The organism is Streptomyces sp. DI166 (assembly GCF_900091315.1).
Taxonomy (GTDB): Bacteria; Actinomycetota; Actinomycetes; order Streptomycetales; family Streptomycetaceae; genus Streptomyces; species Streptomyces fuscus.
Map to the genome: position 1 here is coordinate 48,874 of NZ_FLSP01000024.1, position 24,217 is coordinate 73,090.

At 72.4% G+C, this 24,217-nt stretch carries 25 protein-coding genes; 14 read left to right on the forward strand and 11 right to left on the reverse strand.

All coding sequences use genetic code 11. The features are described from left to right. Positions 1–30 precede the first annotated feature (30 nt). Positions 31–1,833: a S8 family peptidase gene (locus tag GA0115233_RS14430; protein ID WP_176711775.1), complete on the reverse strand. Its 1,803-nt coding sequence runs from the start codon at positions 1,831–1,833 to the stop codon at positions 31–33. A 375-nt stretch (positions 1,834–2,208) separates the two neighbouring features. Here GA0115233_RS14430 and GA0115233_RS14435 point away from each other — a divergent pair, with 375 nt between their 5' ends. Continuing rightward, the gene (locus tag GA0115233_RS14435) at positions 2,209–3,129 is read left to right on the forward strand and encodes a lytic polysaccharide monooxygenase (protein WP_093720596.1); all 921 of its coding nucleotides are present in this window, start codon (positions 2,209–2,211) and stop codon (positions 3,127–3,129) included. A gap of 18 nt (positions 3,130–3,147) precedes the next feature. On the opposite strand, the gene GA0115233_RS14440 is transcribed toward GA0115233_RS14435, so the two are convergent. Continuing rightward, on the reverse strand, positions 3,148–3,801 hold the full coding sequence (locus GA0115233_RS14440; RefSeq protein ID WP_093720597.1) for a Tat pathway signal sequence domain protein: 654 nt from the start codon (positions 3,799–3,801) through the stop codon (positions 3,148–3,150). A gap of 450 nt (positions 3,802–4,251) precedes the next feature. Between GA0115233_RS14440 and GA0115233_RS14445 the strand changes: the two genes are divergently transcribed. Both GA0115233_RS14445 and GA0115233_RS14450 read left to right on the forward strand, forming a co-directional pair. After that, positions 4,252–4,806, forward strand: coding sequence for a DUF6230 family protein (locus GA0115233_RS14445; RefSeq protein ID WP_250754764.1), 555 nt, complete (start codon positions 4,252–4,254; stop codon positions 4,804–4,806). Then, the gene (locus GA0115233_RS14450) at positions 4,806–5,237 is read left to right on the forward strand and encodes a DUF6114 domain-containing protein (protein WP_093720599.1); all 432 of its coding nucleotides are present in this window, start codon (positions 4,806–4,808) and stop codon (positions 5,235–5,237) included. Before GA0115233_RS14445 ends, GA0115233_RS14450 begins: the two co-directional genes overlap by 1 nt. Positions 5,238–5,280: 43 nt before the next feature. On the opposite strand, the gene GA0115233_RS14455 is transcribed toward GA0115233_RS14450, so the two are convergent. Beyond that, positions 5,281–6,216, reverse strand: coding sequence for an ABC transporter substrate-binding protein (locus GA0115233_RS14455; protein WP_093720600.1), 936 nt, complete (start codon positions 6,214–6,216; stop codon positions 5,281–5,283). 216 nt (positions 6,217–6,432) lie between these two features. Between GA0115233_RS14455 and GA0115233_RS14460 the strand changes: the two genes are divergently transcribed. The 4 genes from GA0115233_RS14460 to GA0115233_RS14475 are packed head-to-tail and all read left to right on the forward strand — an operon-like array spanning position 6,433 to position 10,534. After that, a complete protein-coding gene (locus GA0115233_RS14460; protein WP_093720601.1) occupies positions 6,433–9,054 on the forward strand; it encodes an ATP-binding protein in 2,622 nt (873 codons plus the stop codon). Next, positions 9,051–9,512 carry a roadblock/LC7 domain-containing protein gene (locus tag GA0115233_RS14465; protein ID WP_093720602.1) on the forward strand — a complete coding sequence of 154 codons (462 nt, stop codon included), beginning with the start codon at positions 9,051–9,053 and terminating at the stop codon, positions 9,510–9,512. Before GA0115233_RS14460 ends, GA0115233_RS14465 begins: the two co-directional genes overlap by 4 nt. Before the next feature lie 40 nt (positions 9,513–9,552). Next, complete coding sequence (locus GA0115233_RS14470) at positions 9,553–9,969, forward strand: DUF742 domain-containing protein (RefSeq protein WP_093720636.1); 417 nt, start codon at positions 9,553–9,555, stop codon at positions 9,967–9,969. Continuing rightward, positions 9,917–10,534, forward strand: a complete 618-nt coding sequence (locus tag GA0115233_RS14475) for a GTP-binding protein (RefSeq protein ID WP_176711776.1) — start codon at positions 9,917–9,919, stop codon at positions 10,532–10,534. Before GA0115233_RS14470 ends, GA0115233_RS14475 begins: the two co-directional genes overlap by 53 nt. A gap of 7 nt (positions 10,535–10,541) precedes the next feature. On the opposite strand, the gene GA0115233_RS14480 is transcribed toward GA0115233_RS14475, so the two are convergent. The 3 genes from GA0115233_RS14480 to GA0115233_RS14490 are packed head-to-tail and all read right to left on the reverse strand — an operon-like array spanning position 10,542 to position 13,017. Beyond that, positions 10,542–11,216 (reverse strand): ABC transporter permease, encoded by a 675-nt coding sequence (locus GA0115233_RS14480; RefSeq protein ID WP_093720604.1) that lies wholly within the window; start codon positions 11,214–11,216, stop codon positions 10,542–10,544. After that, positions 11,213–11,887: an ABC transporter permease gene (locus tag GA0115233_RS14485; protein WP_093720605.1), complete on the reverse strand. Its 675-nt coding sequence runs from the start codon at positions 11,885–11,887 to the stop codon at positions 11,213–11,215. Before GA0115233_RS14485 ends, GA0115233_RS14480 begins: the two co-directional genes overlap by 4 nt. Beyond that, entirely contained in the window at positions 11,884–13,017 is a 1,134-nt protein-coding gene (locus tag GA0115233_RS14490; RefSeq protein WP_093720606.1) for an ABC transporter ATP-binding protein, read from the reverse strand. Before GA0115233_RS14490 ends, GA0115233_RS14485 begins: the two co-directional genes overlap by 4 nt. A 192-nt stretch (positions 13,018–13,209) precedes the next feature. On the opposite strand from GA0115233_RS14490, the gene GA0115233_RS14495 reads away from it, so the two are divergent. After that, positions 13,210–14,010 (forward strand): class I SAM-dependent methyltransferase, encoded by an 801-nt coding sequence (locus tag GA0115233_RS14495; RefSeq protein ID WP_093720637.1) that lies wholly within the window; start codon positions 13,210–13,212, stop codon positions 14,008–14,010. Between the two features lie 103 nt (positions 14,011–14,113). On the opposite strand, the gene GA0115233_RS14500 is transcribed toward GA0115233_RS14495, so the two are convergent. Genes GA0115233_RS14500 through GA0115233_RS14510 form a run of 3 tightly spaced genes read right to left on the reverse strand, consistent with a single transcriptional unit; the run spans position 14,114 to position 16,611 of the window. Further along, positions 14,114–14,836 (reverse strand): FAD:protein FMN transferase, encoded by a 723-nt coding sequence (locus tag GA0115233_RS14500; protein ID WP_093720607.1) that lies wholly within the window; start codon positions 14,834–14,836, stop codon positions 14,114–14,116. 1 nt (position 14,837) lies between these two features. Next, entirely contained in the window at positions 14,838–15,260 is a 423-nt protein-coding gene (locus GA0115233_RS14505; protein WP_093720608.1) for an FMN-binding protein, read from the reverse strand. 10 nt (positions 15,261–15,270) lie between these two features. Further along, the gene (locus GA0115233_RS14510) at positions 15,271–16,611 is read right to left on the reverse strand and encodes a ferredoxin reductase family protein (RefSeq protein WP_093720609.1); all 1,341 of its coding nucleotides are present in this window, start codon (positions 16,609–16,611) and stop codon (positions 15,271–15,273) included. Between the two features lie 155 nt (positions 16,612–16,766). Between GA0115233_RS14510 and GA0115233_RS14515 the strand changes: the two genes are divergently transcribed. Genes GA0115233_RS14515 through GA0115233_RS14525 form a run of 3 tightly spaced genes read left to right on the forward strand, consistent with a single transcriptional unit; the run spans position 16,767 to position 19,952 of the window. Continuing rightward, positions 16,767–17,456: a response regulator transcription factor gene (locus GA0115233_RS14515; protein ID WP_176711778.1), complete on the forward strand. Its 690-nt coding sequence runs from the start codon at positions 16,767–16,769 to the stop codon at positions 17,454–17,456. Beyond that, positions 17,453–18,910, forward strand: a complete 1,458-nt coding sequence (locus tag GA0115233_RS14520; RefSeq protein ID WP_093720611.1) for a sensor histidine kinase — start codon at positions 17,453–17,455, stop codon at positions 18,908–18,910. Before GA0115233_RS14515 ends, GA0115233_RS14520 begins: the two co-directional genes overlap by 4 nt. 52 nt (positions 18,911–18,962) lie before the next feature. After that, positions 18,963–19,952, forward strand: a complete 990-nt coding sequence (locus tag GA0115233_RS14525) for an NAD-dependent epimerase/dehydratase family protein (RefSeq protein ID WP_093720612.1) — start codon at positions 18,963–18,965, stop codon at positions 19,950–19,952. 4 nt (positions 19,953–19,956) lie between these two features. Here GA0115233_RS14525 and GA0115233_RS14530 read toward each other — a convergent pair whose 3' ends face one another. Next, positions 19,957–21,069 carry a sensor histidine kinase gene (locus tag GA0115233_RS14530; protein WP_093720613.1) on the reverse strand — a complete coding sequence of 371 codons (1,113 nt, stop codon included), beginning with the start codon at positions 21,067–21,069 and terminating at the stop codon, positions 19,957–19,959. A gap of 2 nt (positions 21,070–21,071) precedes the next feature. Next, positions 21,072–21,758, reverse strand: a complete 687-nt coding sequence (locus GA0115233_RS14535; RefSeq protein WP_093720614.1) for a response regulator transcription factor — start codon at positions 21,756–21,758, stop codon at positions 21,072–21,074. Positions 21,759–21,907: 149 nt separating this feature from the next. Between GA0115233_RS14535 and GA0115233_RS14540 the strand changes: the two genes are divergently transcribed. Genes GA0115233_RS14540 through GA0115233_RS14550 form a run of 3 tightly spaced genes read left to right on the forward strand, consistent with a single transcriptional unit; the run spans position 21,908 to position 23,987 of the window. Further along, a complete protein-coding gene (locus tag GA0115233_RS14540; RefSeq protein WP_093720615.1) occupies positions 21,908–22,609 on the forward strand; it encodes a glycosyltransferase family 2 protein in 702 nt (233 codons plus the stop codon). Then, positions 22,606–23,217 carry a TIGR04282 family arsenosugar biosynthesis glycosyltransferase gene (locus GA0115233_RS14545; protein WP_093720616.1) on the forward strand — a complete coding sequence of 204 codons (612 nt, stop codon included), beginning with the start codon at positions 22,606–22,608 and terminating at the stop codon, positions 23,215–23,217. Before GA0115233_RS14540 ends, GA0115233_RS14545 begins: the two co-directional genes overlap by 4 nt. Then, positions 23,214–23,987 carry a class I SAM-dependent methyltransferase gene (locus GA0115233_RS14550; protein WP_093720617.1) on the forward strand — a complete coding sequence of 258 codons (774 nt, stop codon included), beginning with the start codon at positions 23,214–23,216 and terminating at the stop codon, positions 23,985–23,987. The genes GA0115233_RS14545 and GA0115233_RS14550 overlap by 4 nt, the downstream gene beginning before the upstream one ends. Positions 23,988–24,217 lie beyond the last annotated feature (230 nt).

Sequence of the window (24,217 nt, forward strand, 5' to 3'; positions counted from 1 at the left end):
TGAAGGACTCGCCTTCCGGCTGTCCTTCGGTCAGAAGGTCAGCTTCCAGCTGTTGACCCGGCCCGTGTCCAGCGTCGCCGTGTCCCGCACCCGCAGCTTCCAGGTGCCGTTGGCGGCCTCGCCGGAGGCGTTCACCGTGTAGGTGGTGACCACATTGTCCGCGGAGTCCGAGGAGCTGGAGTTCTTCAGCCGGTAGGCCGAACCGTCCGGGGCGACGAGGTCGATCACCAGGTCACCGCGGTAGGTGTGGGTGATGTCCACGCCGACCTGGAGCGCCGAGGGGGCGTTTCCACTGCGGCCGGAAACGGTGATCGGGGACTCGACCGTGCCGTTGTCCGGGATCGCCACCGACGAGGTGCTGGTGAAGGTGGTGCCCCCCGTGGAGCCGCCGGACCCGCTCACCGCCTGCACCGTCTTCGCCGCGTCCGCGAGGCCCGCGCCGCAGCCGCCCGAGCACGTCCCCGGCAGAGCACGCGAGTTGGTCTTGATCGCGGACTCGATCTGGGCCGGGGTGAGCGCGGTGTTGGCCGACTTCATCAGCGCGGCGAGACCCGCGATGTGCGGGGCGGCCATGCTGGTGCCCTGGTAGTACTCGTAGCTCTCCGAACCCGGGCCCTTGGTACCGGAGTTCAGCGTCGACAGGATTCCGTTGGTCGTGACGGAGTTGGTCTCACCGCCGGGGGCGGCGATGTCGACGACGGAGCCGTAGTTGGAGTAGTAGGAGCGGTTGCCCTGCCGGTCGGTGGCCGCGACGCTGATCACGTTGTTGCAGCTGGCCGGCGAGTAGTTGGCCGCGTTGGCGTTGCTGTTGCCCGCCGCGACGACGACCGTGGTGCCACGGCCGACGGCCGCGTTGATCGCGTTCTGGGTCGCGGTGGTGCAGGCGCCGCCGCCGCCGAGGCTCATGTTGATGACCTTGGCGACATTGGTGTTGGCCGGGACGCCGGAGACGGTGCCGCCGGACGCCCAGGTGATGGCGTCGATGATGTCGGAGTCGTAGCCGCCGCACTTGCCGAGCACCCGCAGCGGGGAGATCTTCGCGCCGTACGCGATACCGGCGACGCCCTTGCCGTTGCCGGTGGCCGCGGCGATGGTGCCCGCGACATGCGTACCGTGCCAGGAGGAGTCGTAGGCCGGGTCGCCGGAGGCGCACTCGTTCGCGGCGGTCCAGTCGCCCGGGTCGGCCGGGTTGCTGTCGCGTCCGCCGCCGTCGTTGGCGACGGTGGCGTCGGAGATGAAGTCGTAGCCGCCGACGATGTTCGCGGCGAGGTCGGAGTGGGCGACGTAGCCGGTGTCGATCACGGCGACGGTCACCCCGGTGCCGGTGGTGGTGTCCCAGGCGCCCGGCACGTTCATGCCCGCGGTGGCCTCGAACAGGTCCCACTGCTTGGTGTACTCGGTGTCGTTCGGCGTGGCCAGCGGCTTGTTCAGCCGGTCCGGTACGACGTAGGCGACCTGCGGGTCGGCCTCGTACTCGGCGATGACGTCGGCGACATCGGCCTTGCTGAGGTCCTCGCCGAGGTCGACGAGGGCGGCGCCGGTGCCGAGGCGGCGCTCGAAGTCCAGCGACTCGCCGGCCTTCCTGCCCTTGGCGACGGCGTCCGCGTCGGCGGCCTTGTTGGACTTCGCCTCGGCGGCGCCGGACTTGTAGCCGACGATCAGACGCTCGGCCGGGGCGCCGGGGGCGGCCTCGGTGCGGGCGGCGGTGGGGGCTTGCTGGGGGGCGGCGGTCTCCTGGGCCATGGCGCCGGTGGCGGTAGCGGCCGTGAACAGCGCGGCGGAGACCGCGGCGACGGATATCAGTCTCCGTCGCACGGAGGGGGAGGTACGCAAGGGAATGCCTTTCGTGGCCGGACTCCGGGCAGCGTCGGAGCGGCGGTCTGTCGCTTCGTCGTCGAAGCGGAGGGGGGTGAACCGAGAACCGAAAAGCGTTGCGCTGAGGCCGGCCAGGCGCGGTGGGGACCGACCCCTGCGGGGTTACCTGTGGGTCGGCTGTGCAGGAACGATAGGCAAGCGGGCGGTCATAGGGATACAGGGGAAACCCTCGATCAGGCCGGAAACAAACCCTCGGCATCCACTGATTGACCGCTTGTGTCTGCTTATGCAGGGGCTCGCACCCCGCTGAACGCACACGGCCCGCGGCCCGTACTGGACAGAAGCACGCGGTCCCGCACCGCCCGTCCCGCACCGGCCGAGGAGACGCTTCACATGACCCGGATTCGCGCCCGGCGCGCCGCCGCTCTCACGGCGGCCCCGCTGCTGCTCGCCCTGGGGGCGGCCGGACCGGCCGCCGCGCACGGCGCGCCCACGGATCCGGTGAGCCGGGTGCGGGCCTGCTCCCCGGAGGGCGGCGCCGACGCCTCGACGGCGGCGTGCCGGGCGGCCGTCGCCGCGAACGGGGCACCCTTCACGGCCTGGGACAACCTGCGCATCGCGAATGTGAACGGACGTGACCGGCAGGTCGTCCCCGACGGAAAGCTGTGCAGCGGCGGCCTGCCCGCCTACCGGGGCCTGGACCTGGCCCGCTCCGACTGGCCCTCGACCCGTCTGGAGCCCGGCGCCACGCTGACCATGCGGTACGTCTCGACGATCCCGCACACCGGTACGTTCCGGCTCTATCTCACCGAGCAGGGCTACGATCCGGCCAAGCCGCTCACCTGGTCCGACCTGCCGGACAGGCCCTTCGCCGAGGTACGCGACCCGGCACTCACGGACGGCGCCTACCGCATCCGTATGACCCTGCCGAAGGACCGCACGGGACGGCATGTGCTGTACACGGTGTGGCGGAACAGCAGTACCCCGGACACGTACTACTCCTGCTCGGACGTGGTGTTCCCGGAGAAGGAGACGGCGGCTGCCAAGAAGCCCGCCGAGAGCGGGAAGAAGGCGTCGGCCTCGGCGAAGCCCTCGCCCTCGCCCTCGAAGACTCCGGAGGCTTCGAAGACGGCGCAGGCCGAGCCGCGCCGTACGCCCGTGCCGCCGCCGACTCCGGCCCCGGACGTCAGCAACGTGGGCGCGAACTCCACGCCGGACTCCGGCCCGTCCGCCCCGCTGGTGGCGGGCGGCGCCGCCGCGGTGCTGGTGCTCACCGGGGGCGCCGCCCTGGTCGCGCGCCTGCGAAGGAGGTGAACTCAGGCGCGGCGTCCGTCAGTTGACGAAGACGGGGGCTCCGCCGTCGGTCACCGGGGCGTACTTGGCGGTGAAGTATCCGTTCGCGAAGCAGAGCGAGGAGCCGGAGACCTTCGTGAACTGCTGGGCGGTGAAGGTGATGCTGTTGTCGTCGTTGCTCGCCGTGCCGGTCAGGCTCGGTGCCTGGTAGACGCAGGTGATGGTGCCGAGCAGGGTGCTCAGGCGGACCGTGGTCTGGACGGCGCCGCTCGCCGGGGCCACCGTGACGGTGCCGTCGGAGGTCACGGAGGTGGTGTAGGGCAGGTTGTCGACCGTGATGCTGTTGACGGCGCGCACACCGAGGACGTTGCTGGTGCAGCTGCTGCTGTCGAAGGAGTGCGCGTCGAGCGACTCGGTGGCGGTGCCCGGCGCCGCCGGGTTGTCGGTGACGGTCGCGGTGAACTGCGAGGACGTGCAGGAGACACCGCTGGTGCCGGTCGCGCTGGAGTAGAGGGTGGCGGTGGTGCCACTGGCCAGCTGGGCGGTGAGGACGTCCCCGACGGCGACCGGGGTGCCGCCGGTACCGCCGGTGGTGAGCACCGGGACGTCGTCGGCCGCCGAGGCGGGTCCGGCGAGCGGGAGTGCGCAGGCCGCGGCGGTGCAGACCAGGGTGAACAGGGTGCGAGTACGCATGCGGGTGCCTCTTCTTTCGAAGCGGGGGTGGGGGGTACCGCGCACGGCCGCAGGGAGGACCGGCCGTGCGGGGTGCCATGAGGAGACGCGGGCTGAAGCCGCGAGAAGGGGCCGCCCGTTCCGGCGCCACGGATTCCGGTACGGCCAGGTCGAGTTGTAGACCTGACATCTCGTCAACGTCAAGTGTTTGAACGGGAGTTGGGGCACGGCGCAACCGCGGCGCAAAACTGACGCAGGTTCAACACCCTTTTTTCACAACTGTCTTGACCCTCAAATGTAACCCCCGGTAACTTCCTCGCACGCTACTGGGCAGTACGGAGAAAGCCCTTCACGCCACCCCTCACCCGCCCGCTGTCCGCGCCAGGACAACGTGCCCGAACACCGGGAGCAGACTTGGAAAGCGGTACCACCCCCAGACCAGGACGCGTCCGCGCCCGCCGCGCCGCCGTCATGGCGGTCCCCGCCACGCTCGCCCTCGCCGGACTCGCGGTGCTCACCGCACAGGGCGCCCTGGGCGTGCAGTTCGCCATCTCCGGCATGCCGTTCACGGTGACCGCCACCGAGCTGAACGGCACCGGCTTCGAGCAGTTCGGCGGACTGGACAACATGGCTCCGGGCAGCCCCAACGAGGGCGACACCGGAGGTCAGGTCCTGGTCGTCACGTCCGTGATCAAGGACGCGACGCTGAGCAAGCTCTGCCAGAGCGTGGATCTCGGCGGTATCAACCTGCTCATCACCGCGGGCAGCGGAGCGGAGAAGGTCACCGCGAGCGATCTGACCACCGACTCCACCGAGCTGTCCGGCGACGCCGCCTTCAACGGCATCGAGATCGGCAACGACGCGAGCACCCTCACCAAGGCCGGGGTGCAGGGGCCGAAGGGCGTCTTCAGCCAGCAGGCCGACACCGTGCGCATCGCCAATCTGCGCCAGACCAACTACGCCACCACAGCCGGTGTGTTCAAGCTGCCCGGTCTCAAGCTCCGGTTCAGCGAGTCGGGTTGCTGATGACGCGCCCCGGTTTCCGTCGCCTGTCGCGGGCGGGCTTCCGTCGCTGGCGGGGTCAGCGGCCGTTCTGGGGCGGGCTGCTGCTCGCCCTGGGCGGCGCGGAGATCCTGCTCACCGAGAAGGCGTCGATGAAGGTCGTCCTGCACCTGGGGATGCAGGGCCTGGCCGGGTATCTGCTGCCGACGCTGATGCTGCTGCTGGGCCTGCTCATCCTGTTCAACCCCGCGCAGCGCCTGTTCTACTCGATCACCGGCCTGTTGCTGTCGCTGGGCACCTGGCTCACGTCCAACCTCGGCGGCTTCTTCCTCGGTCTGCTCCTGGGCCTCACGGGGAGCTGCCTCGCCTTCGGCTGGCTCCCCGACCAGGAGCCGCGCCTCGGGCGTCGGCAACGGCGGCGGGCGGCACGACAGGGGGCGGGGGAACCGGCCTGAACCCGGCTCCCCCGCCCCCTGTTCGACGCTGCGGTGCTGTCTGTCAGCTCAGTCCGGCCGTCTTCAGCCACTCCTTGGCCACGTCCAGCGGGTCCTTGTTCTCCAGCTGGACCTGGGAGTCGAGCTCCAGCAGGGTCTCGGTGTCGAGCTTGGCGGAGACCTGGTTGAGGACGTCGACGCCCTCCTGGGGCAGGCCCGACTTGTAGACCAGCGGGGTCACGTTGGCGAAGCCGAAGAGGTTCTCCGGGTCCTTCAGGACGACGAACTTCTCCTTGGTGATGGTCGGGTCCGTGGTGAAGATGTCCGCGGCCTGCACCGTGTTCTTCGCCAGCGCCGCCTGGGTCAGCGGACCGCCCGCGTCGAGCGCCTTGAAGGACTTGAACTCCAGCCCGTAGACGTCCTTCAGACCGACCAGGCCCTGCTGGCGGGTCTGGAACTCGGGCGAACCGCCGATGACCAGCTCGGGGGCGATCTCCTTGAGGTCCGCGAGCGTGGACTCACCGGTGAGGTTGTACTTCTTCGCCGTGGCCGCGTTGATGCTCACGGAGTCCTTGTCCTCAGCGGGCGAGGACTCCAGCAGCGTCAGCTTCTTGTCCAGCTTGGTCTTCACGGCCGCGTTCACGGCGTCGGCGCTCTTCTGCTCCGCCTTCGGGTCCAGGTACGCCAGCAGCGAGCCGTTGTACTCCGGGAGCACCGTGATGGAGCCGTTCTTCAGCAGGCCGTAAGTGGTTTCGCGGCTGCCGATGTTGGGCTTGTAGGTGACCTTGATGCCCTTCGCCTTCAGGGCTTCACCGTAGATGTCTGCGAGAAGGATGGACTCGGCGAAGTTGTTGGAGCCGACGACAACGGTGTCGCCGCTCGCCTTGTCCCCGGCCAGGGGGTTGTCGTTCTCGTCGTCGGACGAGCCACATCCGGCGAGCAGGGCCGCGGTGGCGGCGAGCGCGACGAGGTTCCTGCTGCGTGCGGCGGTAGAAGTCACGATTCCCGTTCCGGACTGAGTTGGGGGTGGGACGGTTGTTCTTCAGTACGTCAACTGATCCAATCCACCGGCTTCTTCCTCAGTCAAGGGAATCCGGGTAACCGATTGGACTCAATGAGTAGTCATTTGTGATCGCATGTGAAGACGTATGCATCAAGAGGCGATAGTCTCCACGCAAGTTGACGCCATGAGTCCGCTCACTCACGAGGAGGAAAGGTGTCCACGAACGAGGTGGACGCGTCCACCGCGGCACACGGTTCCCCCCTCGGAATACGGCGCTTCATCGACAGCCGCCCCTTCCGGCGCAAGCTCAACCTCCTGGTCGGTGTGCCGCTGACGGTGGTCGCCGTACTGCTCGCCTACCTCATCACCGACCAGCTGAGCCAGTCCTCCTCCGCCTCCGACGCGGCCCGCCTGGTCCGCGCCAGCGCCGAAGTGGCCACCCTGGTGGACCGGGTGGAGGCCGAGCACCAGCAGGCGATCCTGCTCTCCGTACGGCACGAGGCCGGCGGCGAGGGCGCCGCCCCGCCCTCCACGGACGCCTACGACCGGGCGCAGTCCGCGGTGGACCGCCAGGTGATCAAGGTCCGGGAGACCTTCGGCGACCGGCTGCCGGAGGGCGAGGCCCGCGCACTGCGCGAGATCAGCGCGCTCGGCAGCCTCCGGGACACCATCGAGCAGGGCTATCTGCCCGCCGACAACATCGACCCTGCCTACACGAGCGCTGCCAACGGTGTCATCGACGGTCTGGAGCTGGACCGCAACGCGGGCCTCGCCGCCACCTTCACCGGCAACCTGCTCGACTCCCTGCTGCGCGCCGACGCCGCCCACAGCGCCTTCGAGACCGGGGTGTTCTCCGCCTCCACCGGTGACTCCAACGCGCTCATCGAGTTCATCGGCGCGGTCGGCTCGCACGAGGTGTACACCTACCAGGCCGACCGGTTCGCCCGGTTCGCCACCGCCGAGCAGGCCGAGGAGCTGCGCGGCATCGAGCACAGCTCCCCGCAGGCCAGGATCAAGCAGCAGTTCGCCGAGCTGCAGATCGACCCGAGCGGACTGCAGTCCGACTCCCCCGCCGAGATCCGCCGGTCCTTCCGGGCCGCGCTCGACTCCTACCCCGCCTACCGGGAGCAGGCCGAGATCCGGCTCGGGGTCACCGCCTCCCTCATCGACCAGATCGCCGACCGGGCCGACGACGCCTCCGGCGAGGCCGCCTGGCGCGCCGGGCTCCTGCTGGCGCTCGCCCTGCTCGGCTTCTCCCTCTGGTTCGTCCTGTCGGTGCTGGTGCGCCGCTCGGTGGTCCGGCCCGTGCAGGCCCTCACCGGTGCCGCCCGGGAGGTCGCCGAGATCGCGGACCGCGAGCTGGCCCGGGTCGCCGACGACGACGCCGAGGACGACCGCCCGCCCCGGCTGCGCGAGGTGCCGGTCACCGCGCGCGACGAGATCGGCGACCTCGCCGAGGCCTTCAACCGGGTGCAGACCACGGCCGCGGCCCTGCTGGAACGCCAGGTGCTCAGCCGCCGCAACGTCGCCGAGATGTTCGGCAACGTGGGCCGCCGGGTCAGCAACCTGACCACCCGCCAGCTCGCCCTGATCGACGCGGTGGAGCGCGGGGAGACCGACCCCGAGCTGCTGGAACGGCTCTACAGCATCGACCACATCGCGGTCCGCCTGCGCCGCAACGCCGACAGCCTGATGCTGCTCGCCGGTATCCGCGAGTCCGGCATCGGCTCCGGTCCGCTGGCGCTGACCACCGTCGTACGGGCCGCGCTCGGCCAGATCGAGGGCTTCCAGCGGGTACGGCTGCAGGCGCGCTCCGAGGCCGCGGTGGAGCCGGACGTGATCGGCGACCTGACCCTGATGGTGGCCGAACTCCTGGAGAACGCGGTGTCGTTCTCGCCCGCGGGCTCCCCCGTCGAGGTGACGGTGGCGGTCGGCGCGGACGGGGAGTCCGCGTCCATCGTGATCTCCGACCACGGGCTCGGGATGAGCGCGGAGCGGCTGGCCGAGGAGAACGCCCGGCTGGTGCGCCGCGAGCGGCTGGACCTGGTGCCGACGAAGGTGCTGGGCCTGTTCGTGGTCGGCACGCTGGCCCGCCGCTGGGAGATCGGCGTGACGCTGACCCGCACACCGGGCGGCGGTGTCACCGCCGAGGTCAACGTGCCGTCGTCACTGCTGCTGCCGGTACCGGAAGCACCGGAACCGGCGGCCAAGGCGCCGCTTTCCGCCAGGTCTCCGGAGCCGGTGAAGGAGCTCGCGTCCGCCCGCATTCCGGAACCGGCGAGGACACCCCCGTCTGCCGGGACATCGGCACCCGCCGGAACCTCGGCGTCCAGCAGGACCTCGGCGCCCGCCGGAACCTCGGCAACCGGCACCACCTCGGCATCCGCCGGAGCCTCGGCAACCGGCACGACCTCGGCGCCCGCCGCGACCCCGGCAACCAAACCCACCGGCCCCCTCCCCTCGGTCGCGGCCGATGCCGGCCCCCTCCCCCGTCGGCTCCCCCGGCGCGAGGCTCCCGCCCCCGCCGTACCGTCCGACGACCACGCCCGGGCCGAGCAGCCCGAGGCGTCCCCGAAGGACCACGCCTCCGGCTCCCGCCCGCTGCGCCGCCGGGTCCGCGGTGCCACCCTGCGCACCGCGCAGGACTCCGGCGCCCAGCAGGCGCTGCGCCGGGCCCCCCGCCCCGCCGACGCGGACGCCGTACGGTCCGCGCTGGAGGAGTTCGAAGCGGCCGTGGAGCGCGCGCACCGCGACAGCGGCAGCGAGAGCACCCAAGAGACACCCACCCCCGACACGCACCACCAGAACCACCTCCCGGAAGGAGCGGAGCAGTGAGCACGTCCACAGGTGGCACCACGCCGGCCGAACTCCAGGCGGCCGCAGCCGACTTCACCTGGCTGCTGAATCGCTTCGCGACCGAGACCGCGGGTGTCGTCGACGCCATCGCGGTCTCCTCCGACGGACTGCTGATCGCGGTCTCCGAACTGCGCGAGCACGCCGACTCCGAGCGGCTCGCCGCGATCGTGTCCGGTATCACCAGCCTCGCCGCCGGGGCCTCCGGCAACTACGGCCTCGGCGGTCTGAACAAGGTCATCATCGATCTGGAGGGCGGGCACGTCCTGGTCTCCGCGATCGGCAGCGGGGCGGTGCTCGGCGTGGTCACCGACAAGGAGGCCAAGCTCGGCAACATCGCCTACGAGATGACCCTGTTCGCCAACCGCGCCGGTGCCGCGCTCAGCCCGCAGCTGGTGCTGGAGCTGAAGAACAGCGTCGGTGCCGCGTCGGCCCGCTGACGGGCCGCGACCGGAATTCGGGAAGAACGGTTACGAACTGATGGCGGACGGCACCCCACCCCCGGGCGACGACCCGGTCGGCCCCGCCCCCGCCGTCCGGCCGTTCCTGGTCACCGCCGGCCGGGTGGTGCCCAGTGCGACCGGCCGGCCGATGCCCGTCGAGACCCAGGTGGTGGCCACCGCCGAGGGTCTCGCCGCGCTCGACCTGCTCTCCTTCGAGCAGCACGACATCGTCGCGGCCTGCCGGCAGCCGCAGTCCATCGCGGAGATCGCGGCGCGGCTGCGGCTGCATCTGAACGTCGTCCGGGTGCTCGCGGAGGATCTGCGGGCCGAGGGACGGCTGACCGTGCATGTGCCCAGCGCCGATGCCGTCCACGATTCATCCGTACTGCGAAGAGTGATCGATGGCCTGCGCGCCATCCCCGACTCCCGGGGGGTACTCCGTGACACCGACTGAACCGGCCGCCGCCGTACGACCGCCGCTGCCGGTCAAGATGGTGATCGCGGGAGGCTTCGGCGTGGGCAAGACCACGGCCGTGGGCTCCATTTCCGAGATCGAGCCGCTGACGACGGAGGCGTCGATCACCGAGGTCGCGGCGGGCGTCGACGACCTCAGCCACACCCCGGACAAGACGACCACCACGGTCGCCATGGACTTCGGGTGCATCACCATCGACCCGACGCTGAAGCTGTATCTGTTCGGCACGCCCGGACAGGAGCGGTTCGGGTTCATGTGGGACGACATCGTCGAGGGCGCCGTCGGCGGGCTGGTCATCGTGGACACCCGGCGGCTGGACGACTGCTACGCGGCCGTCGACTACTTCGAGCACAAGCAGATCCCGTTCGCGGTGGCGGTGAACGCCTTCGACGGGAAGGTGGAGCACGAACTGGACGATGTGCGCTGGGCGTTGGACGTGAGCGACGGGGTGCCGGTGGTGGTGTTCGACGCCCGGGAGCGGGGCTCGGTGCGGGACGCGCTGCTGACCGTACTGGAACAGGCGCTGGCCCGCACCGAGGCGTGAGGCGGGCTCAGCCGGTGCCCGCCCCGCGCACCCCGCGGGAGACCGTCAGCCTGGTCACGGCCCAGAACAGGGCCAGGGTGGCCAGGGCCATGGCCGCGACCAGGGTCGCCCCGCCGACGACCTTCTCGTAGTCGCGCTGGTAGAGGCCGTCCACGATGTAGCGGCCGAGGCCGCCGAAGCTGACGTAGGCGGCGATGGTGGCGGTGGAGACGATCTGGATGGCCGCCGAGCGCAGGCCGCTGAGGATCAGCGGGAGGGCGACGGGCAGTTCGACCCGGAACAGCACCTCCGGCTCGCCCATGCCCATGCCGCGGGCGGCGTCCACGGGGGCGGGGTCGACCGAGCGCATGGCCTCGTAGGTGGTGACGAGGATCGGCGGGATCGCCAGTACCACCAGCGGGATCAGCACCGGGGCCATGCCGAGGCCGAGGAGCAGGAACATCAGCACCATCAGGCCGAAGCTGGGCAGGGCGCGTCCGACGGTGGCGATCAGCGCGAGCGCGTTGCCGCCCCGGCCGGTGTGCCCGGTGAGCAGCCCGACGGGAAGTCCTACGGCGGCGGCGATGCCGAGGGCCATCAGGGTGTAGCCGATGTGCTCGCCGACGCGCGTGGGGATGCCGTCGTAGCCCGTCCAGTGGGCGCCGTCGCCGAGGAAGTCGGCCATGTAGTTCAGGATGTTCACCCGGTGGCCTCCTTCACCGCGGGGGTGCGCGCTCCCCGGGGCATCCACGGTGTCAGCAGCAGGCGCAGTCCGATGAGCACGGCGTCCACGGCGGTGGCGAGGACGGCGGTGCCGCCGACGGAGAGCCACACCAGGCGCGGCTGGTCGTACTTGAGCCCGGCGTCGAGCATGTTGCCGAGGGCACCCTGGTTGCCGATCAGCATGCCGACGCTGACCAGGGAGATGCTGGACACGCACGCCACCCGCAGTCCGGCGATGATGGCGGGCGCGGCGATGGGCAACTGCACCTGGAGATAACGGCGTACGGGGCCGAAGCCCATGGCGGTGGCCGCGGCCAGGGTCTCCTGGGGGACCGCGCGGACGCCGTCCACGATGGCCGGGACCAGCACGACCAGGGAGTAGACGGCGAGCGGGATCATCACGGTGGTCTCGCTCAGGCCGGTGTAGTCGATGAGCACCACGAAGAAGGCGAGCGAGGGGATCGCGTACAGGATCGTGGTCACCCACAGCACCGGCGGGTACAGCCAGCGCACCCGGACGCAGAGCTGGGCTAGCGGCAGTGCCACCAGCAGTCCGGCCAGGACCGGGATCAGTGCCTCGCGCAGGTGGAGTCCGACCAGGCCGAAGTAGCTGTACTCCAGGTAGCTCGGCATGTCGAAGAGACCGCTCATGGCGCGACCTTCTGGGTGGTGCGGGCGCTGTTGGCGTGGGCGCCGCGGATGGCCTCGGCGATGGTCTGCTGGGAGACCACTCCGGCGGCCCGGCCCTCGCCGTCCACCGCGACGGCCCAGCCGGTCGGGGAGAGCACGGCGCAGTCGAGCGCGGCGCGCAGCGAGTCGGTGCCGGCGGCGAACGGGCGTCCGTGCGGGAGGAGTCGGTCCGTTTCGATGCTGCCGGCGGTCAGCTCGCCGGACTCGGCCCAGCCGAGCGGCCTGCCGTCGAGGTCGGTGACGAGGAGGTAGGGGACGTCGGCGGTGTCGCGGGCGGCGATCTGCTCGGCGGTGGCGTCGACGGCGACGATCGGCGCGGTGAGCAGGTCGAGTCCGGCGGCGGTGAAGAAGGACAGCCGCCGGATGCCGCGGTCGGTGCCGAGGAAGTCCTCGACGAAGGCGTCGGCGGGGTCGGTGAGCAGTTCGGCGGGTGGCGCGAACTGGGCGAGCCGGCCGCCGGTGCGCATCACGGCGACCATCGTGCCGAGTTTGACGGCCTCGTCGATGTCGTGCGTGACGAAGACGATGGTCTTGGCCAACTCCTCCTGGATGCGCAGGAGTTCGTCCTGAAGTCCCTTGCGTACGACCGGGTCGACGGCGGAGAAGGGCTCGTCCATGAGCAGGACCGGCGGGTCGGCGGCGAGGGCGCGGGCCACGCCGACGCGCTGCTGCTGGCCGCCGGAGAGCTGGTAGGGGTAGCGCCGGGCGAGCGTGCCGTCGAGTCCGACGCGGTCCATCAGCTCGCGGGCGCGGGCCCGGGACCGTTCCTTGCCCCAGCCGAGCAGCCGGGGCACGGTGGCGATGTTGTCGAGGATCGTGCGGTGCTGGAAGAGACCGGCGTTCTGGATGACGTAACCCATCGACCGGCGCAGGGTGTTGACGGGTTGCTGCTGGATGTCCTTGCCGTCGAGGAGGATGGTGCCCTCGCTGGGCTCGACCATCCGGTTGATCATCCGCAGGGTCGTCGTCTTGCCGCACCCGGAGGGGCCGACGAGGACGGTGATCGCGCGGTCGGGTATCTCCAGCGACAGCCGGTCGACCGCCACCGTGCCGTCCGGGTACCGCTTGGTGACTGAATCTATCCGTATCAAAGCGCCGAATACCCTTCGGGTCTGGCAGAAGTCGCCCGCTTCCGGCCGGGATTGAGCAAGCAGTTGCGGGGAGAGTCTAGACCGCTCACCGGAGGACGACTCCGGTCCGGGGGCCCGCGTACGGAACGACCCGTTTTCCCGGTTGTGTGCGGGATGTCGGCCGAAGCCGTCCGCGTCCCGCATGGTGGTGTCATGAGCGAGCAGCGGCGCTTTGACGTCTGGCAGGCGGGACCCGGCTACGAGCGGTTCATGGGGCGGTGGAGCCGCCGGGTGGCCGAGCGGTTCACGGCGCTGGAGGGGCACGCCGACGGACTGCGCTGGCTGGACGTGGGGTGCGGCACGGGCGCCCTGACCTCGGTACTGGCCGCCCGGTGCCGACCCGCGGTGGTCCTGGGCTGCGACCGGTCGGCGGAGCTGGTGACGACGGCCCGGGACACGGCGCACGGCCCCGTGGGCTTCGCGGTGGCCGACGCCCGCGCTCTGCCGGTGCGGGATGCCTCCTGGGACGTGGCGGTCAGCGGACTGCTGCTCAACTTCCTTCCCGAGCCCGCGGAAGGAGTGGCCGAGATGACCCGCGCGGTACGCCCGGGCGGCCAGGTGGCCGCGTACGTCTGGGACTACGCGGAGGGCATGCAGATGCTGCGCCACTTCTGGAACGCGGCGACGTCGGTGGACCCGGCGGCGGCGGAACTGGACGAGGCCCGCCGCTTCCCGCTCTGCCGGCCGGACCCCCTGCACGCCCTGTGGACGCAGGCGGGCCTGACGCAGGTCCGTGTCACCCCGCTGGTCGTCCCCACCCCCTTCGCCGATGTGACGGACCTGTGGTCCCCGTTCCTGGCGGGCCAGGGCCCGGCGGGAACGTACGTCACGGGCCTGACCCCCGATCAGCGGGACCGTCTGCGCACGGCACTGGCGCGGTCGGTCCCGCACGACCCGGAGGGCACGATCACCCTGTCGGCGCGGGCCTGGGTGGTGCGCGGAGTGCGGGGGTAAGCCGCCGCACCACGCCGCCAACGGCACCCGCTCCGACCGCCGAACCTTCCGCCTCCCGGCACAGGCCCGGGCAGTACGCGCAGTGCGGGCGTAAGCCGCCGGACTACGCCGCCAACGGCACCCGCTGCGTCCGCAGGACCCGCCGCGCCGAGTCCACCGCGAACACCTCGCACCCCGGGCGGGCCGAGGCCCAGGCCACGCCCTCCTCGCCCAGCGCGAAGGCCGCCGTCGCCGTCGTGTCGGCCTCCGTCAGGGTGGGGGCGACGATGGTGACGCTCAGCAGGCCCGTGGCCGGAAGCCCCGTGCGGGCGTCGAGGATGTGGGCGCCGCGTTCGTAGCAGGCCGAGGTCGCCACCGCCGCGTCGGTGATGTCCAGGACCGCGCAGATCCGGTCGGCGCGCTCCGGGTGCCGTATCCCCACCCGCCAGGGCCCGCCCGCGGTGACCACGTCGCCGCCCGCGTTGAGGCAGAAGCGCTCCACCCCGGCCGACCGCAGCAGGTCCGCCGCCCGTTGCACCGACCAGCCCTTGACCACCGCGCAGGGGTCCAGGCCGCGGCCGGGCAGCCGTACGTCGAAGGCGCCGCCGGTGGCCACCCGGTACTCCTCGCACAGGGCGAGGATCTCGGCGAGGTCGGCGCTGACCTCGCCGGGGCCGGTCTCGCCGCGGTCCAGGCGGCAGACCTCGCTGTCGGGCCGGAACGGGCTGAAGCGGGCGTCGGCCTCGTGCAGCCAGGCGAAGACGGCGGCCACGGCCGCGCCGGGCACCCGCTCGTCGTCCACCCGCAGCGAGACCGGGAACCCCATCACCTGCTCGACGCGCCGCACGTCAGGCGTCCCGCGCGTCGAGGGCCGCCTGGAGGGACTCCTTGTACCCCTCGCTGGTGATCGTCGCCCCGGACACCGTGTCGATGTCCGCGCTCTGCGCCTGCAAGGTCTCCTCGACGAGCCGCGGTACGGCCGCCGTGGTCTGCGGATGGTCCGGCTGCTGCAGCATCCGCACCGAGGAGATCGCGTCGCCCTCGAAGGTCACCTCAACCTGTACGTGCCCCTTCTCGGTGTTGACCACCGAGCCCTCGATCACCAGCGCCGAACTGCCGGAGCCGCCGGAGGAGGAGGCGGAGGGCGCGGGCGTCACCGTCCGGGCCGGGGCCGACACCTGGTCGTCCGACGCCGCCGTCGACGGCTCGTAGCGCCACAGCGGCACCAGGCCGACCGCGGTCAGGACGAGTACGGGTATGGCTCGCTTCACGGTGTCCCTCTCAGCCCGCAAGGGCGAAACGCTCGAAGTGGATCTGCGGCCCGGGCACGTTCAGCTCGCGCAGGCTGCCCAGCACCGCGCGCATCATCGGCGGCGGCCCGCACAGGAAGACGTCGCGCTCGGCGATGTCCGGGACCAGCCGGGCCAGTTCGGCGGGGGCCAGCTTGTCCGGGTGGACCGGGCCGGTCACCAGGTGCAGCTCGGCGCCCTTGGCGAGGGCCAGTTCGCGCAGCTCGTCGTAGAGGACCGCGTCCCGTTCGGCGGCGACCCGGTAGACGACGACGGCGTGGCCGTGGAGTTCCTCCAGCAGCGCCCGGATCGGTGTGACACCGACACCGCCGGCGATCAGCACGGACTCGGCGCGGGTGCGGTGCAGGGCGGTGAAGGCGCCGTAGGGGCCCTCGGCGAACACCCGGGTGCCGGGCCGGAGATGACGCAGTCCCGCGCTTCCGGCCCCGGCCGCCTTCGCGGTGAGCCGCAGGGTGCGCCCGTCGGGCGCGGCCGACAGGGAGAACGGGTTCGCCTGCCACCAGCGGTCCTTCGTCAGGAACCGCCACAGGAAGAACTGCCCCGCACGCGCGGGCAGCCGGTCCAGGTCGCGGCCGGTGATGTACACCGAGACCACGTCGTCCGACTCGGGCACCACCGCGGACACGACCAGCCGGTGCCGCAGGTTCCGCCACAGCGGCAGCACCAGCCGGCCCGTGAACACCGCGCCGAGGGCGACCGCCCACAGCGTGTACCAGTAGGCGGTCGCGGCCGACGACGCGGTGAACGTCGTCCCCACCGCGACCTGGTGGGTGAAGGCCAGCACCACCGCGAGGTAGGTGTAGAGATGGATGAAGTGCCAGGTCTCGTAGGCCAGCCTGCGCCGCGCGGAGCGTCCGGAGACGGCCCCGACCACGATGATGATCACCAGCGCGGCGACCGCCCGCAGCACGCCCTCGACGGTCTCGGCGAGGTCGACGAGCTGGTTGACCGGGTCGAGCCCGGAGGAGTCGGCGTAGCCGAAGACGATGAACACGGCGTGCGCGAGCAGCGTCCACAGGATGCCGAAGCCGGTCCAGCGGTGCCAGGAGGTCAGCCGGTCCATGCCGATCCGCCGGTCCAGCCAGGGCAGCCGGGCCACCAGCAGCAGCTGGAACGCCATCAGCAGGGCGCCGTAGAGCCCGGCGAGGCGGCCGAGGACGAGCAGCGCGTTGGACGCGCCGAATCCCGCGTCGGCGAAGAAGTAGGTCACCGCGGCCGCGTTCGCGGCCAGCACGGCGTACAGGCCGGCGCGGGCCACCACCCGGGGGCGTATCGCCGTGGGGGGCGCGGGAGGTGATTGGACGGTCGTCACGGTCGGCAGCTCCTTGTGGGGCGTGGGGGCCGGGATACGAGCTTGTCCGGCGGAAGCTGTCGATCACCTGTCGTACGTCTTACAAGTCGCTGTCGATCTTTCCGGGGGCCGGACCCGGTCTGGGCGAGGGGGGCCGGGTGACGCAGTATGAGCGGGTGGAAAAAGTACGACTGCTCGTAGTGGACGACGACCCGCCGATCGCCGACCTCGTCGCGACGGTCGCCCGGTACGAGGGCTGGGACGCCGTCACCGCGAACTCCGGTGAGGAGGCGCTGCGCCGCGCCGCCGAGTTCCACCCGGACATCGTCGTGCTCGACCTGATGCTGCCGGACCTCGACGGCTTCGGCGTGCTGGACCGGCTGCGCCGCTCCGGGACGATGGTCCCGGTGGTGTTCCTCACCGCCCGCGACGGGGTCGCCGACCGGGTGGCGGGGCTGACCCGGGGCGGGGACGACTACCTGGTCAAGCCGTTCGCGGTGGAGGAGCTGATGGCCCGGCTGCGCACGGTGCTGCGGCGCAGCGCCGGGCCCGGGTTCCAGCGCTCGGTGCTGCGGGTGGGGGATCTGTCCATGGACGAGGACACCCGCGAGGTCCGCCGCGGCGACAAGCTGCTCGGCCTCACCCCGACCGAGTACGAGGTGCTGCGCTACCTGATGCGCAAGTCGCCGACCGTGCAGACCAAGGCGCAGATCCTGGACCACGTGTGGGAGTACGGCTTCGGCGGGCGCTCCAACGTGGTGGAGCTGGTGGTCAGCCGGCTGCGCCGCAAGCTCGACGACACCGGCCCGCCGATGATCCACACCGTGCGCGGCTTCGGGTACGTCATCCGGCAGGCCGCTCAGTGATACGGCGGCTGCGGCGGGCGTACGGCAGACTCCGGCTCGGCACCCGGCTCGCGCTGGGGCTCGGCGTGCTGGCGCTGGTGGTGTTCGCGGTCGTCGGGACGGCGCTGACGACGTACATGCGCGACTATCTGTCGGCCGAGCTGGACACGCAGCTGGCGCACGCGCAGACCGCGCAGTCCAAGAACCTCGTGGACTACGGCTCGCTGCAGAACAAGAAGTACTACGGCTGGTACTACGCCGTGTACGACGTCTCCGGCGGCACGCCCGAGCTGCGCAAGCCGGAGGCGGACACCGATCTGCCGGAGGACGTCGAGGACTTCACCGCCGCGGCCCGGGCGCGCGTGGACGCCGGCGAGGAGATCCTGCGCACCGAGTGGCTCAAGGGCGCGGGCCTGTACCGGCTGCGGGCCTGCGAGGTGACGCCCGGGACCGTGCTGGTCAGCGCGGCGCCGCTGGAGGAGATCGAGGACACGGTCACGGAGCTGGCGACCATTCAGGCGGTGACGTTCGGTCTGGCGCTGCTGGCGCTGGTGGTCGCCGGGCGGTCGATGCTGCGGCGCGGGCTGCAGCCGCTGAGCGACATGGCGAGCACCGCGCGGGGCATCACCTCGCACGATCTGACGGACTCGGCGCGGCTGCCGGTGCGGCACGCCGCGCGCGGCGGCGGGCCCGAGGTGGAGGAGCTGCGGACCGCGTTCAACAGGATGCTGGAGCACATCGACGAGTCCCTCGCGGTGCGCACGGAGGCCGAGCAGCGGCTGCGCCGGTTCGTCGCGGACGCCTCGCACGAGCTGCGCACGCCGCTGATGTCGGTGCGCGGGTACGCGGACCTCTTCCAGTACGCGGCGGCCAACGAGCCCGAGGAGCGCGACAAGCACCTGGCGCGGCTGCGCGCGGAGGCGGCGCGGATGGGGTTCCTGCTGGACGACCTGCTGCTGCTCGCGCGGCTGGACGCGGCGGAGGTGCAGACGCCGCTGCGGCCCCGGGAGACGAATCTGGTGGAGGTGGTACAGCAGGCGGCGGACGCCTTCCGGGCCAGCCACCCGGACCACCCCCTGACCGTGCGGCCGGGCCCGGCGACGCTGACCGCGCGGGTGGACCCGCAGCGCATCCGGCAGGTGTTGGACAACCTCCTCACCAACGCCGCCGTGCACACCCCGCCCGGCACGGAGGTCTCGGTGGCGGTGTCGGCGCGGGACGGCACGGCGCGGGTGCGCGTCGCGGACGCGGGCCCCGGCATCCCGGCCGCTGACCGGGAGCGGGTCTTCGACCGCTTCTACCGCGTGGACAAGGCGCGCAGCCGGGACCGGGGCGGCAGCGGTCTGGGCCTGGCGGTGGCGGCGTCGCTGGTGCGGGCGCACGGTGGTGACATCGGGCTGGCGAGCGAGCCGGGTGCGACGGTGTTCACGGTGACGCTCCCGCCCGCCGGGCCGCCGGATCTTACGGACCCGTGACGCGCGGGCCCACAGCGCCCTTTCGTCCCGGTCCCCGCCCTAGCGTGGGGACATGCGTGTACTGGTCACCGGCGGTGCCGGTTTCATCGGATCCCATGTCGTCAAGGCCCTCGCGGACAGCGGCCACGAACCCGTGGTGTACGACGTACGGGCGGACCCCGCGGCCGACGTACGCGACCCGGACGCCGTGCGCCGGGCCCTGGCCGGGGTGGACGCGGTGTGCCATCAGGCGGCGATGGTCGGCCTGGGCACGGGTTTCGCGGACGCCCCGGAGTACGTCTCCCGCAACGACCTGGGCACGGCGGTCCTGCTCGCGGCCATGGCCGAGGCGGGCGTACGGCGCCTGGTGCTCGCCGGCTCGATGGTGGTCTACGGCGAGGGCCGTTACACCTGCCCCCGGCACGGCGACGTCCGCCCCGGCCCGCGCGCGGTACCCGACCTGGAGGCGGGCCGCTTCGAACCGCGCTGCCCGAGCTGCGGTTCCGCCCTGTCCCCCGGCCTGGTGACGGAGGACGCCCCGACGGACCCGCGGAACGTGTACGCCGCCACCAAGCTCGCCCAGGAACACCTGGCCGCCTCCTGGGCGAGGGTGACGGACAGCCAGGCAGTCTCCCTGCGCTACCACAACGTCTACGGCCCCGGCATGCCCCGCGACACCCCCTACGCCGGGGTCGCGTCCTTCTTCCGCTCGGCCCTGGCCCGGGGCGAGGCCCCCCGGGTCTTCGAGGACGGCCGCCAGCGCCGGGACTTCGTGCACGTACGGGATGTGGCGAGGGCCAACCTGGCCGCCCTGGAGTCCCCGCCGCCCCCGGGCACCCTCCTCGCCCTGAACACCGGCAGCGGCGACCCCCACACGGTCGGTGAGATGGCGCACGCCCTGGCCGCGGCGTACGGCGGCCCCACCCCGGTGACCACCGCCGAGTACCGTCTGGGCGACGTCCGCCACATCACGGCCGACTCCGCCCGGCTGCGGGCCGAGCTGGGATGGAAGCCGGAGGTGTCCTTCGAGGAGGGGATGCGGGAGTTCGCGCGGGAGGAGTGACCGCTCAGACCTCCGCCGTGGGCAGCACCACCTCGAACCGGCAGCCCCCGGGGATGTTCCGTACCGTCGCCCGGCCCTGGTGGGCCTCCACGATGCCCCGGACGATCGCCAGCCCCAGCCCCGCTCCCGCCGGGGGCGTGCGCGCGTCGGTGCCGCGCCAGCCGGTGTCGAAGACGCGGGGCAGGTCCTCCTCGGGGATGCCTCCGCAGCCGTCGGTGACGGACAGCAGGACGCCGTCGGGGACCCGTTCCGCGGCGATGGCGACGGTGCCGTCGGAGGGGGTGCGGCGGATGGCGTTGATCAGGAGATTGCCGAGCACGCGGCTCATCTCCTTGCCGTCCACTTCCACCGGCACCGGTTCCACGCGGCCGCCGACGAGGCGGACCCCGTGCTCGCGGGCGAGCGGGTCCGCGCCCGCCAGGGCGTCGCCGACCAGGTCGTACAGGGAGATCCTGGTGGGCGTCAGGGCCAGGGCGCCGGCGTGGATGCGGGAGAGTTCGAAGAGGTCGCCGACCATGGAGTTCAGGCGCTCCACCTCGGTGCGGATCTGCTTCAGGTAGCGGTCGGGGTCGGCGGCGACGCCGTCCTCCAGGGCCTCGGACATGGCGCGCAGTCCGGCCAGCGGGGTGCGCAGGTCGTGGGAGATCCAGGCGACCAGTTCACGGCGGGAGGACTCCAGGGCGCGCTCGCGCTCCCGGGACTCGGCCAGGCGGGCGCTGGTGGCCTCCAACTCGCGGCTCAGCGCGGCCAGTTCGGCCGTCGCCGGTCCGTCCGGGGACGTGAACGCGCCGCCGTCGCCGAAGGAGCGGGCGGCGTCGGCCAGGGCGCGGCTGCGGGCGACGACCCAGCGGCCCAGCAGGAGGGCGGTGGCCAGGGAGACCACGGCGGCCATGGCGACGACCAGGGTGACCACCTTCAGGTCGTGCTCGGACAGGAACATCGCCTGCGCGACCGCCAGGGTCCCCGCGAGCATCGCGGTGACCGCGACGGCGGCGACGACCGTGAGGTGCACGGCCAGGGACCGGCGCCGGATCAGCAGCAGGACCGCCGCGCCCAGGACCCCGGCCGCGGTGGCGCCCAGGAAGGCGAACAGGGCGATGAGAAGCGTGTCGCGCACGGTCAGCCCTCCTCGAACCGGTAGCCGACGCCCCACACGGTCTGGATCAGCCGGGGCCGGGCCGGATCGTCCTCGATCTTGCCGCGCAGTCTGCGCACATGGACGGTGACGGTCGACAGGTCGCCGAAGTCCCAGCCCCACACATCCCGCATCAGGTCCTCCCGGCTGAACACCCGCCCGGGGTGCCGGAGGAAGAACGTGAGCAGGTCGAACTCGCGGATGGTGAGGGCGAGTTCGGTGCCGCCTTTCTGGGCGCGGCGGGCATCCGGGTCGACCGTGAGCCCCGCCACCCGCAGCAGTCCCGAGGGCTGCGCGGGGCGCACCCGGCGCAGTACGGACTCGACGCGCAGGACGAGTTCGCGGGGGCTGAAGGGCTTGGTGACGTAGTCGTCGGCGCCGACCTCCAGGCCGAGGATGCGGTCGTCCTCGTCGCCGCGCGCGGTGAGCATGATGACCGGCACCGGGCCCTGTCCGCGCATCCGGCGGCACACCTCCAGGCCGTCCATGCCGGGCAGCATCAGGTCCAGGACGACGAGGTCCGGCCAGTGCTCGGCGGCCCGGGCGAGGGCGTCGGGGCCGTCGCCCGCGCGGTCCACGGCGTATCCGGCGCGGTCGAGGTACCCGGAGACCACCTCGGCGACGGTCGGGTCGTCGTCGACGACGAGGATCCGGGGCTGCTGCTGTTCCATGCCGCCAGCGTCGCACCACGCGCGCGCGAATGCCCCCGCCACCAGGGAACGTCCTCTTTTCGTAAGAAGTCGGCACGCCCCGGCGACGTCCGCGTTTCGTAAGAAGCCACTGTCCGTTATGCCCGTTTCACGCTCGTAGGGTGAGCCGTGTGACGACCTCTCCCCCTTCAGATCCGGACCCGGTGTCCGTCGATGTCGTACTGCCCTGTCTCGACGAGGCCGAGGCGCTGCCGTGGGTGCTGGAGCGCATCCCGCCCGGCTGGCGCGCGCTCGTCGTCGACAACGGCTCCACGGACGGCTCCGCCGCCGTCGCCGCCGCGCTCGGCGCGACCGTCGTGCGCGAGGAGCGGCGCGGTTTCGGCGCCGCCTGCCACGCGGGGCTGACCGCCGCCACGGCCGACGTGGTCTGCTTCTGCGACTGCGACGCCTCCCTCGACCCCCGCGAGCTGGTGCCCTTCGTGGACCGCGTCCGCTCCGGCGAGGCCGACCTGGTGCTCGGCCGGCGCCGTCCGCAGTCCCGCGGCGCCTGGCCCGCCCACGCCCGCGCCGGGAACCTCGCCCTGTCCCATCTGCTGCGCCGCCGCACCGGCCTGCGCCTGCACGACCTCGGCCCGCTGCGCGCCGCCCGCCGCGAGGCCCTGCTCGGCCTCGGCCTGACCGACCGGCGCAGCGGCTACCCGCTGCAGATGGTGGTCCGGGCCGCCGACGCGGGCTGGCGGATCGCCGAGTACGACGTGCCCTACCTGCCGCGCACCGGCGCCTCCAAGGTGACCGGCACCTGGCGCGGCACCTGGCAGGCGGTGCGGGACATGAGCCGGGTGCTCGCGGAGCGCGAGGAGGCACACGCGTGACCACGCTGCTGGTGATCGCCAAGGAACCCCGTCCGGGCCGGGTGAAGACCAGACTCACCCCGCCGTTCACTCCCGAGGAGGCCGCCGCGCTGGCCGAGGCCGCGCTCGCGGACACGCTGGACGCCGTGGCCCGTACGCCCGCCGAGCGCCGTGTGCTGGTCCTGGACGGTACGCCCGGCCCCTGGCTGCCCGCCGGGTTCGAGGTCGTGCCGCAGTGCGCGGGCGGCCTGGACGAACGCCTCGCCGCCGCCTTCGCGATGTGCGCGGGCCCGGCCCTGCTCATCGGCATGGACACCCCGCAGGTCACCCCGGAGCTGCTGAGCGTCGACCTCGACGGCTGCGACGCCTGCTTCGGCCCGGCCGCGGACGGCGGCTTCTGGGCGCTGGGCCTGGCCGCGCCCGACCCGTCGCTGGTCCGCGGCGTGCCGATGTCGACCCCGCACACGGGCGCCGCCCAGCGGGAGCGGCTCGCGGGGCTGCGGGTGCGGGAACTGCCCGTGCTGCGGGACGTGGACACCGCCGCCGACGCCCACTCGGTGGCGCGGGAGACGCCGGGCGGGCGGTTCGCCTCACTGCTCGGCACGCTGACCGCGGTGGAGCGCCGATGAGCACGGTACGGGTCGTGCGGCAGCGGCCCGAGACGGCCGCCTGGTCCGACGGCGACCCCTACACCGACGCGCTGCGCACCGGCCGCGGCCCGCTGTTCCTGCGCCGCGCCGACGGCTGGCTGCTGCCGCTGGACGTGGAGCGCTGGTGCGCGGCGGCCGACGCGGTGGACCTGGAGGTGCTGCGCCGCTGCGAGGGCGCCGTGCTGGACGTCGGCTGCGGGCCGGGACGGCTGGTGGCGGCGCTGGGCGCGCAGGGCAGGCCCGCGCTCGGCATCGACGTCAGCGAGGCGGCCGTGGCGCGCACCGTACGGCTCGGCGGGCAGGCCCTGCGCCGCTCGGTCTTCGACCCGCTGCCCGCGGAGGGCCGCTGGGGCACCGCCCTGCTCATCGACGGCAACGTCGGCATCGGCGGCGACCCGGCGGCTCTCCTCGACCGGATAGCCCAACTCCTGTGCGAGGGGGGCCTGTTGATCGTGGAGACGGTGCCGGGCCTGGACCTCGACGAGCGGGTCCTGGTGCGGGTCACCGACGCCCGGGGCGCCACCGGCAGCCCGTTCCCGTGGGCCCGGATCGGCACACCGGCCCTGCTGCGCCTGGCGCAGCGGGCCGGCTGGCGGGCCGAGGGTCAGTGGACGGTCGGCGGGCGCTCCTTCGCCGCCCTGCGCAACCGCAGCACGAACAGCAGCGCCGAACCGCCGAACAGTACGGCGGTGATCAGCAGCCACCGGGCCAGGAAGCCGTCCGGGGACAGCGCGGTCACCGAGCGGTAGCGGTCCGCGACCTGACCGGTGATCAGCGGGAACCACACGAGCAGCAGCAACGCGGACAGGGCGGCGGGCACCCGCACGTACATCACGTGCCGGCCCGCCGCCCTTCCCAGTGCCCGGTCCGCCGCCGCGTACAGCGGCAGCAGCACCACGTCGTGCAGGACGGCCGCGCCCACGAACCACAGCGCGATCTCGAACCAGTCGCCGTCCAGCAGCCGCACGCCCGCGTACCC

Bases quoted from the DNA above. Each gene is read 5' to 3' on its own strand.
- GA0115233_RS14535 (WP_093720614.1), bottom strand. From the start codon at position 21,758: ATGGAACAGCAGCAGCCCCGGATCCTCGTCGTCGACGACGACCCGACC.
- GA0115233_RS14470 (WP_093720636.1), top strand. From the start codon at position 9,553: ATGGCGGACGGCACCCCACCCCCGGGCGACGACCCGGTCGGCCCCGCC.
- GA0115233_RS14550 (WP_093720617.1), top strand. From the start codon at position 23,214: ATGAGCACGGTACGGGTCGTGCGGCAGCGGCCCGAGACGGCCGCCTGG.
- GA0115233_RS14450 (WP_093720599.1), top strand. From the start codon at position 4,806: ATGACGCGCCCCGGTTTCCGTCGCCTGTCGCGGGCGGGCTTCCGTCGC.
- GA0115233_RS14485 (WP_093720605.1), bottom strand. From the start codon at position 11,887: ATGAGCGGTCTCTTCGACATGCCGAGCTACCTGGAGTACAGCTACTTC.
- GA0115233_RS14495 (WP_093720637.1), top strand. From the start codon at position 13,210: ATGAGCGAGCAGCGGCGCTTTGACGTCTGGCAGGCGGGACCCGGCTAC.
- GA0115233_RS14525 (WP_093720612.1), top strand. From the start codon at position 18,963: ATGCGTGTACTGGTCACCGGCGGTGCCGGTTTCATCGGATCCCATGTC.
- GA0115233_RS14440 (WP_093720597.1), bottom strand. From the start codon at position 3,801: ATGCGTACTCGCACCCTGTTCACCCTGGTCTGCACCGCCGCGGCCTGC.
- GA0115233_RS14445 (WP_250754764.1), top strand. From the start codon at position 4,252: ATGGCGGTCCCCGCCACGCTCGCCCTCGCCGGACTCGCGGTGCTCACC.
- GA0115233_RS14475 (WP_176711776.1), top strand. From the start codon at position 9,917: ATGGCCTGCGCGCCATCCCCGACTCCCGGGGGGTACTCCGTGACACCG.
- GA0115233_RS14435 (WP_093720596.1), top strand. From the start codon at position 2,209: ATGACCCGGATTCGCGCCCGGCGCGCCGCCGCTCTCACGGCGGCCCCG.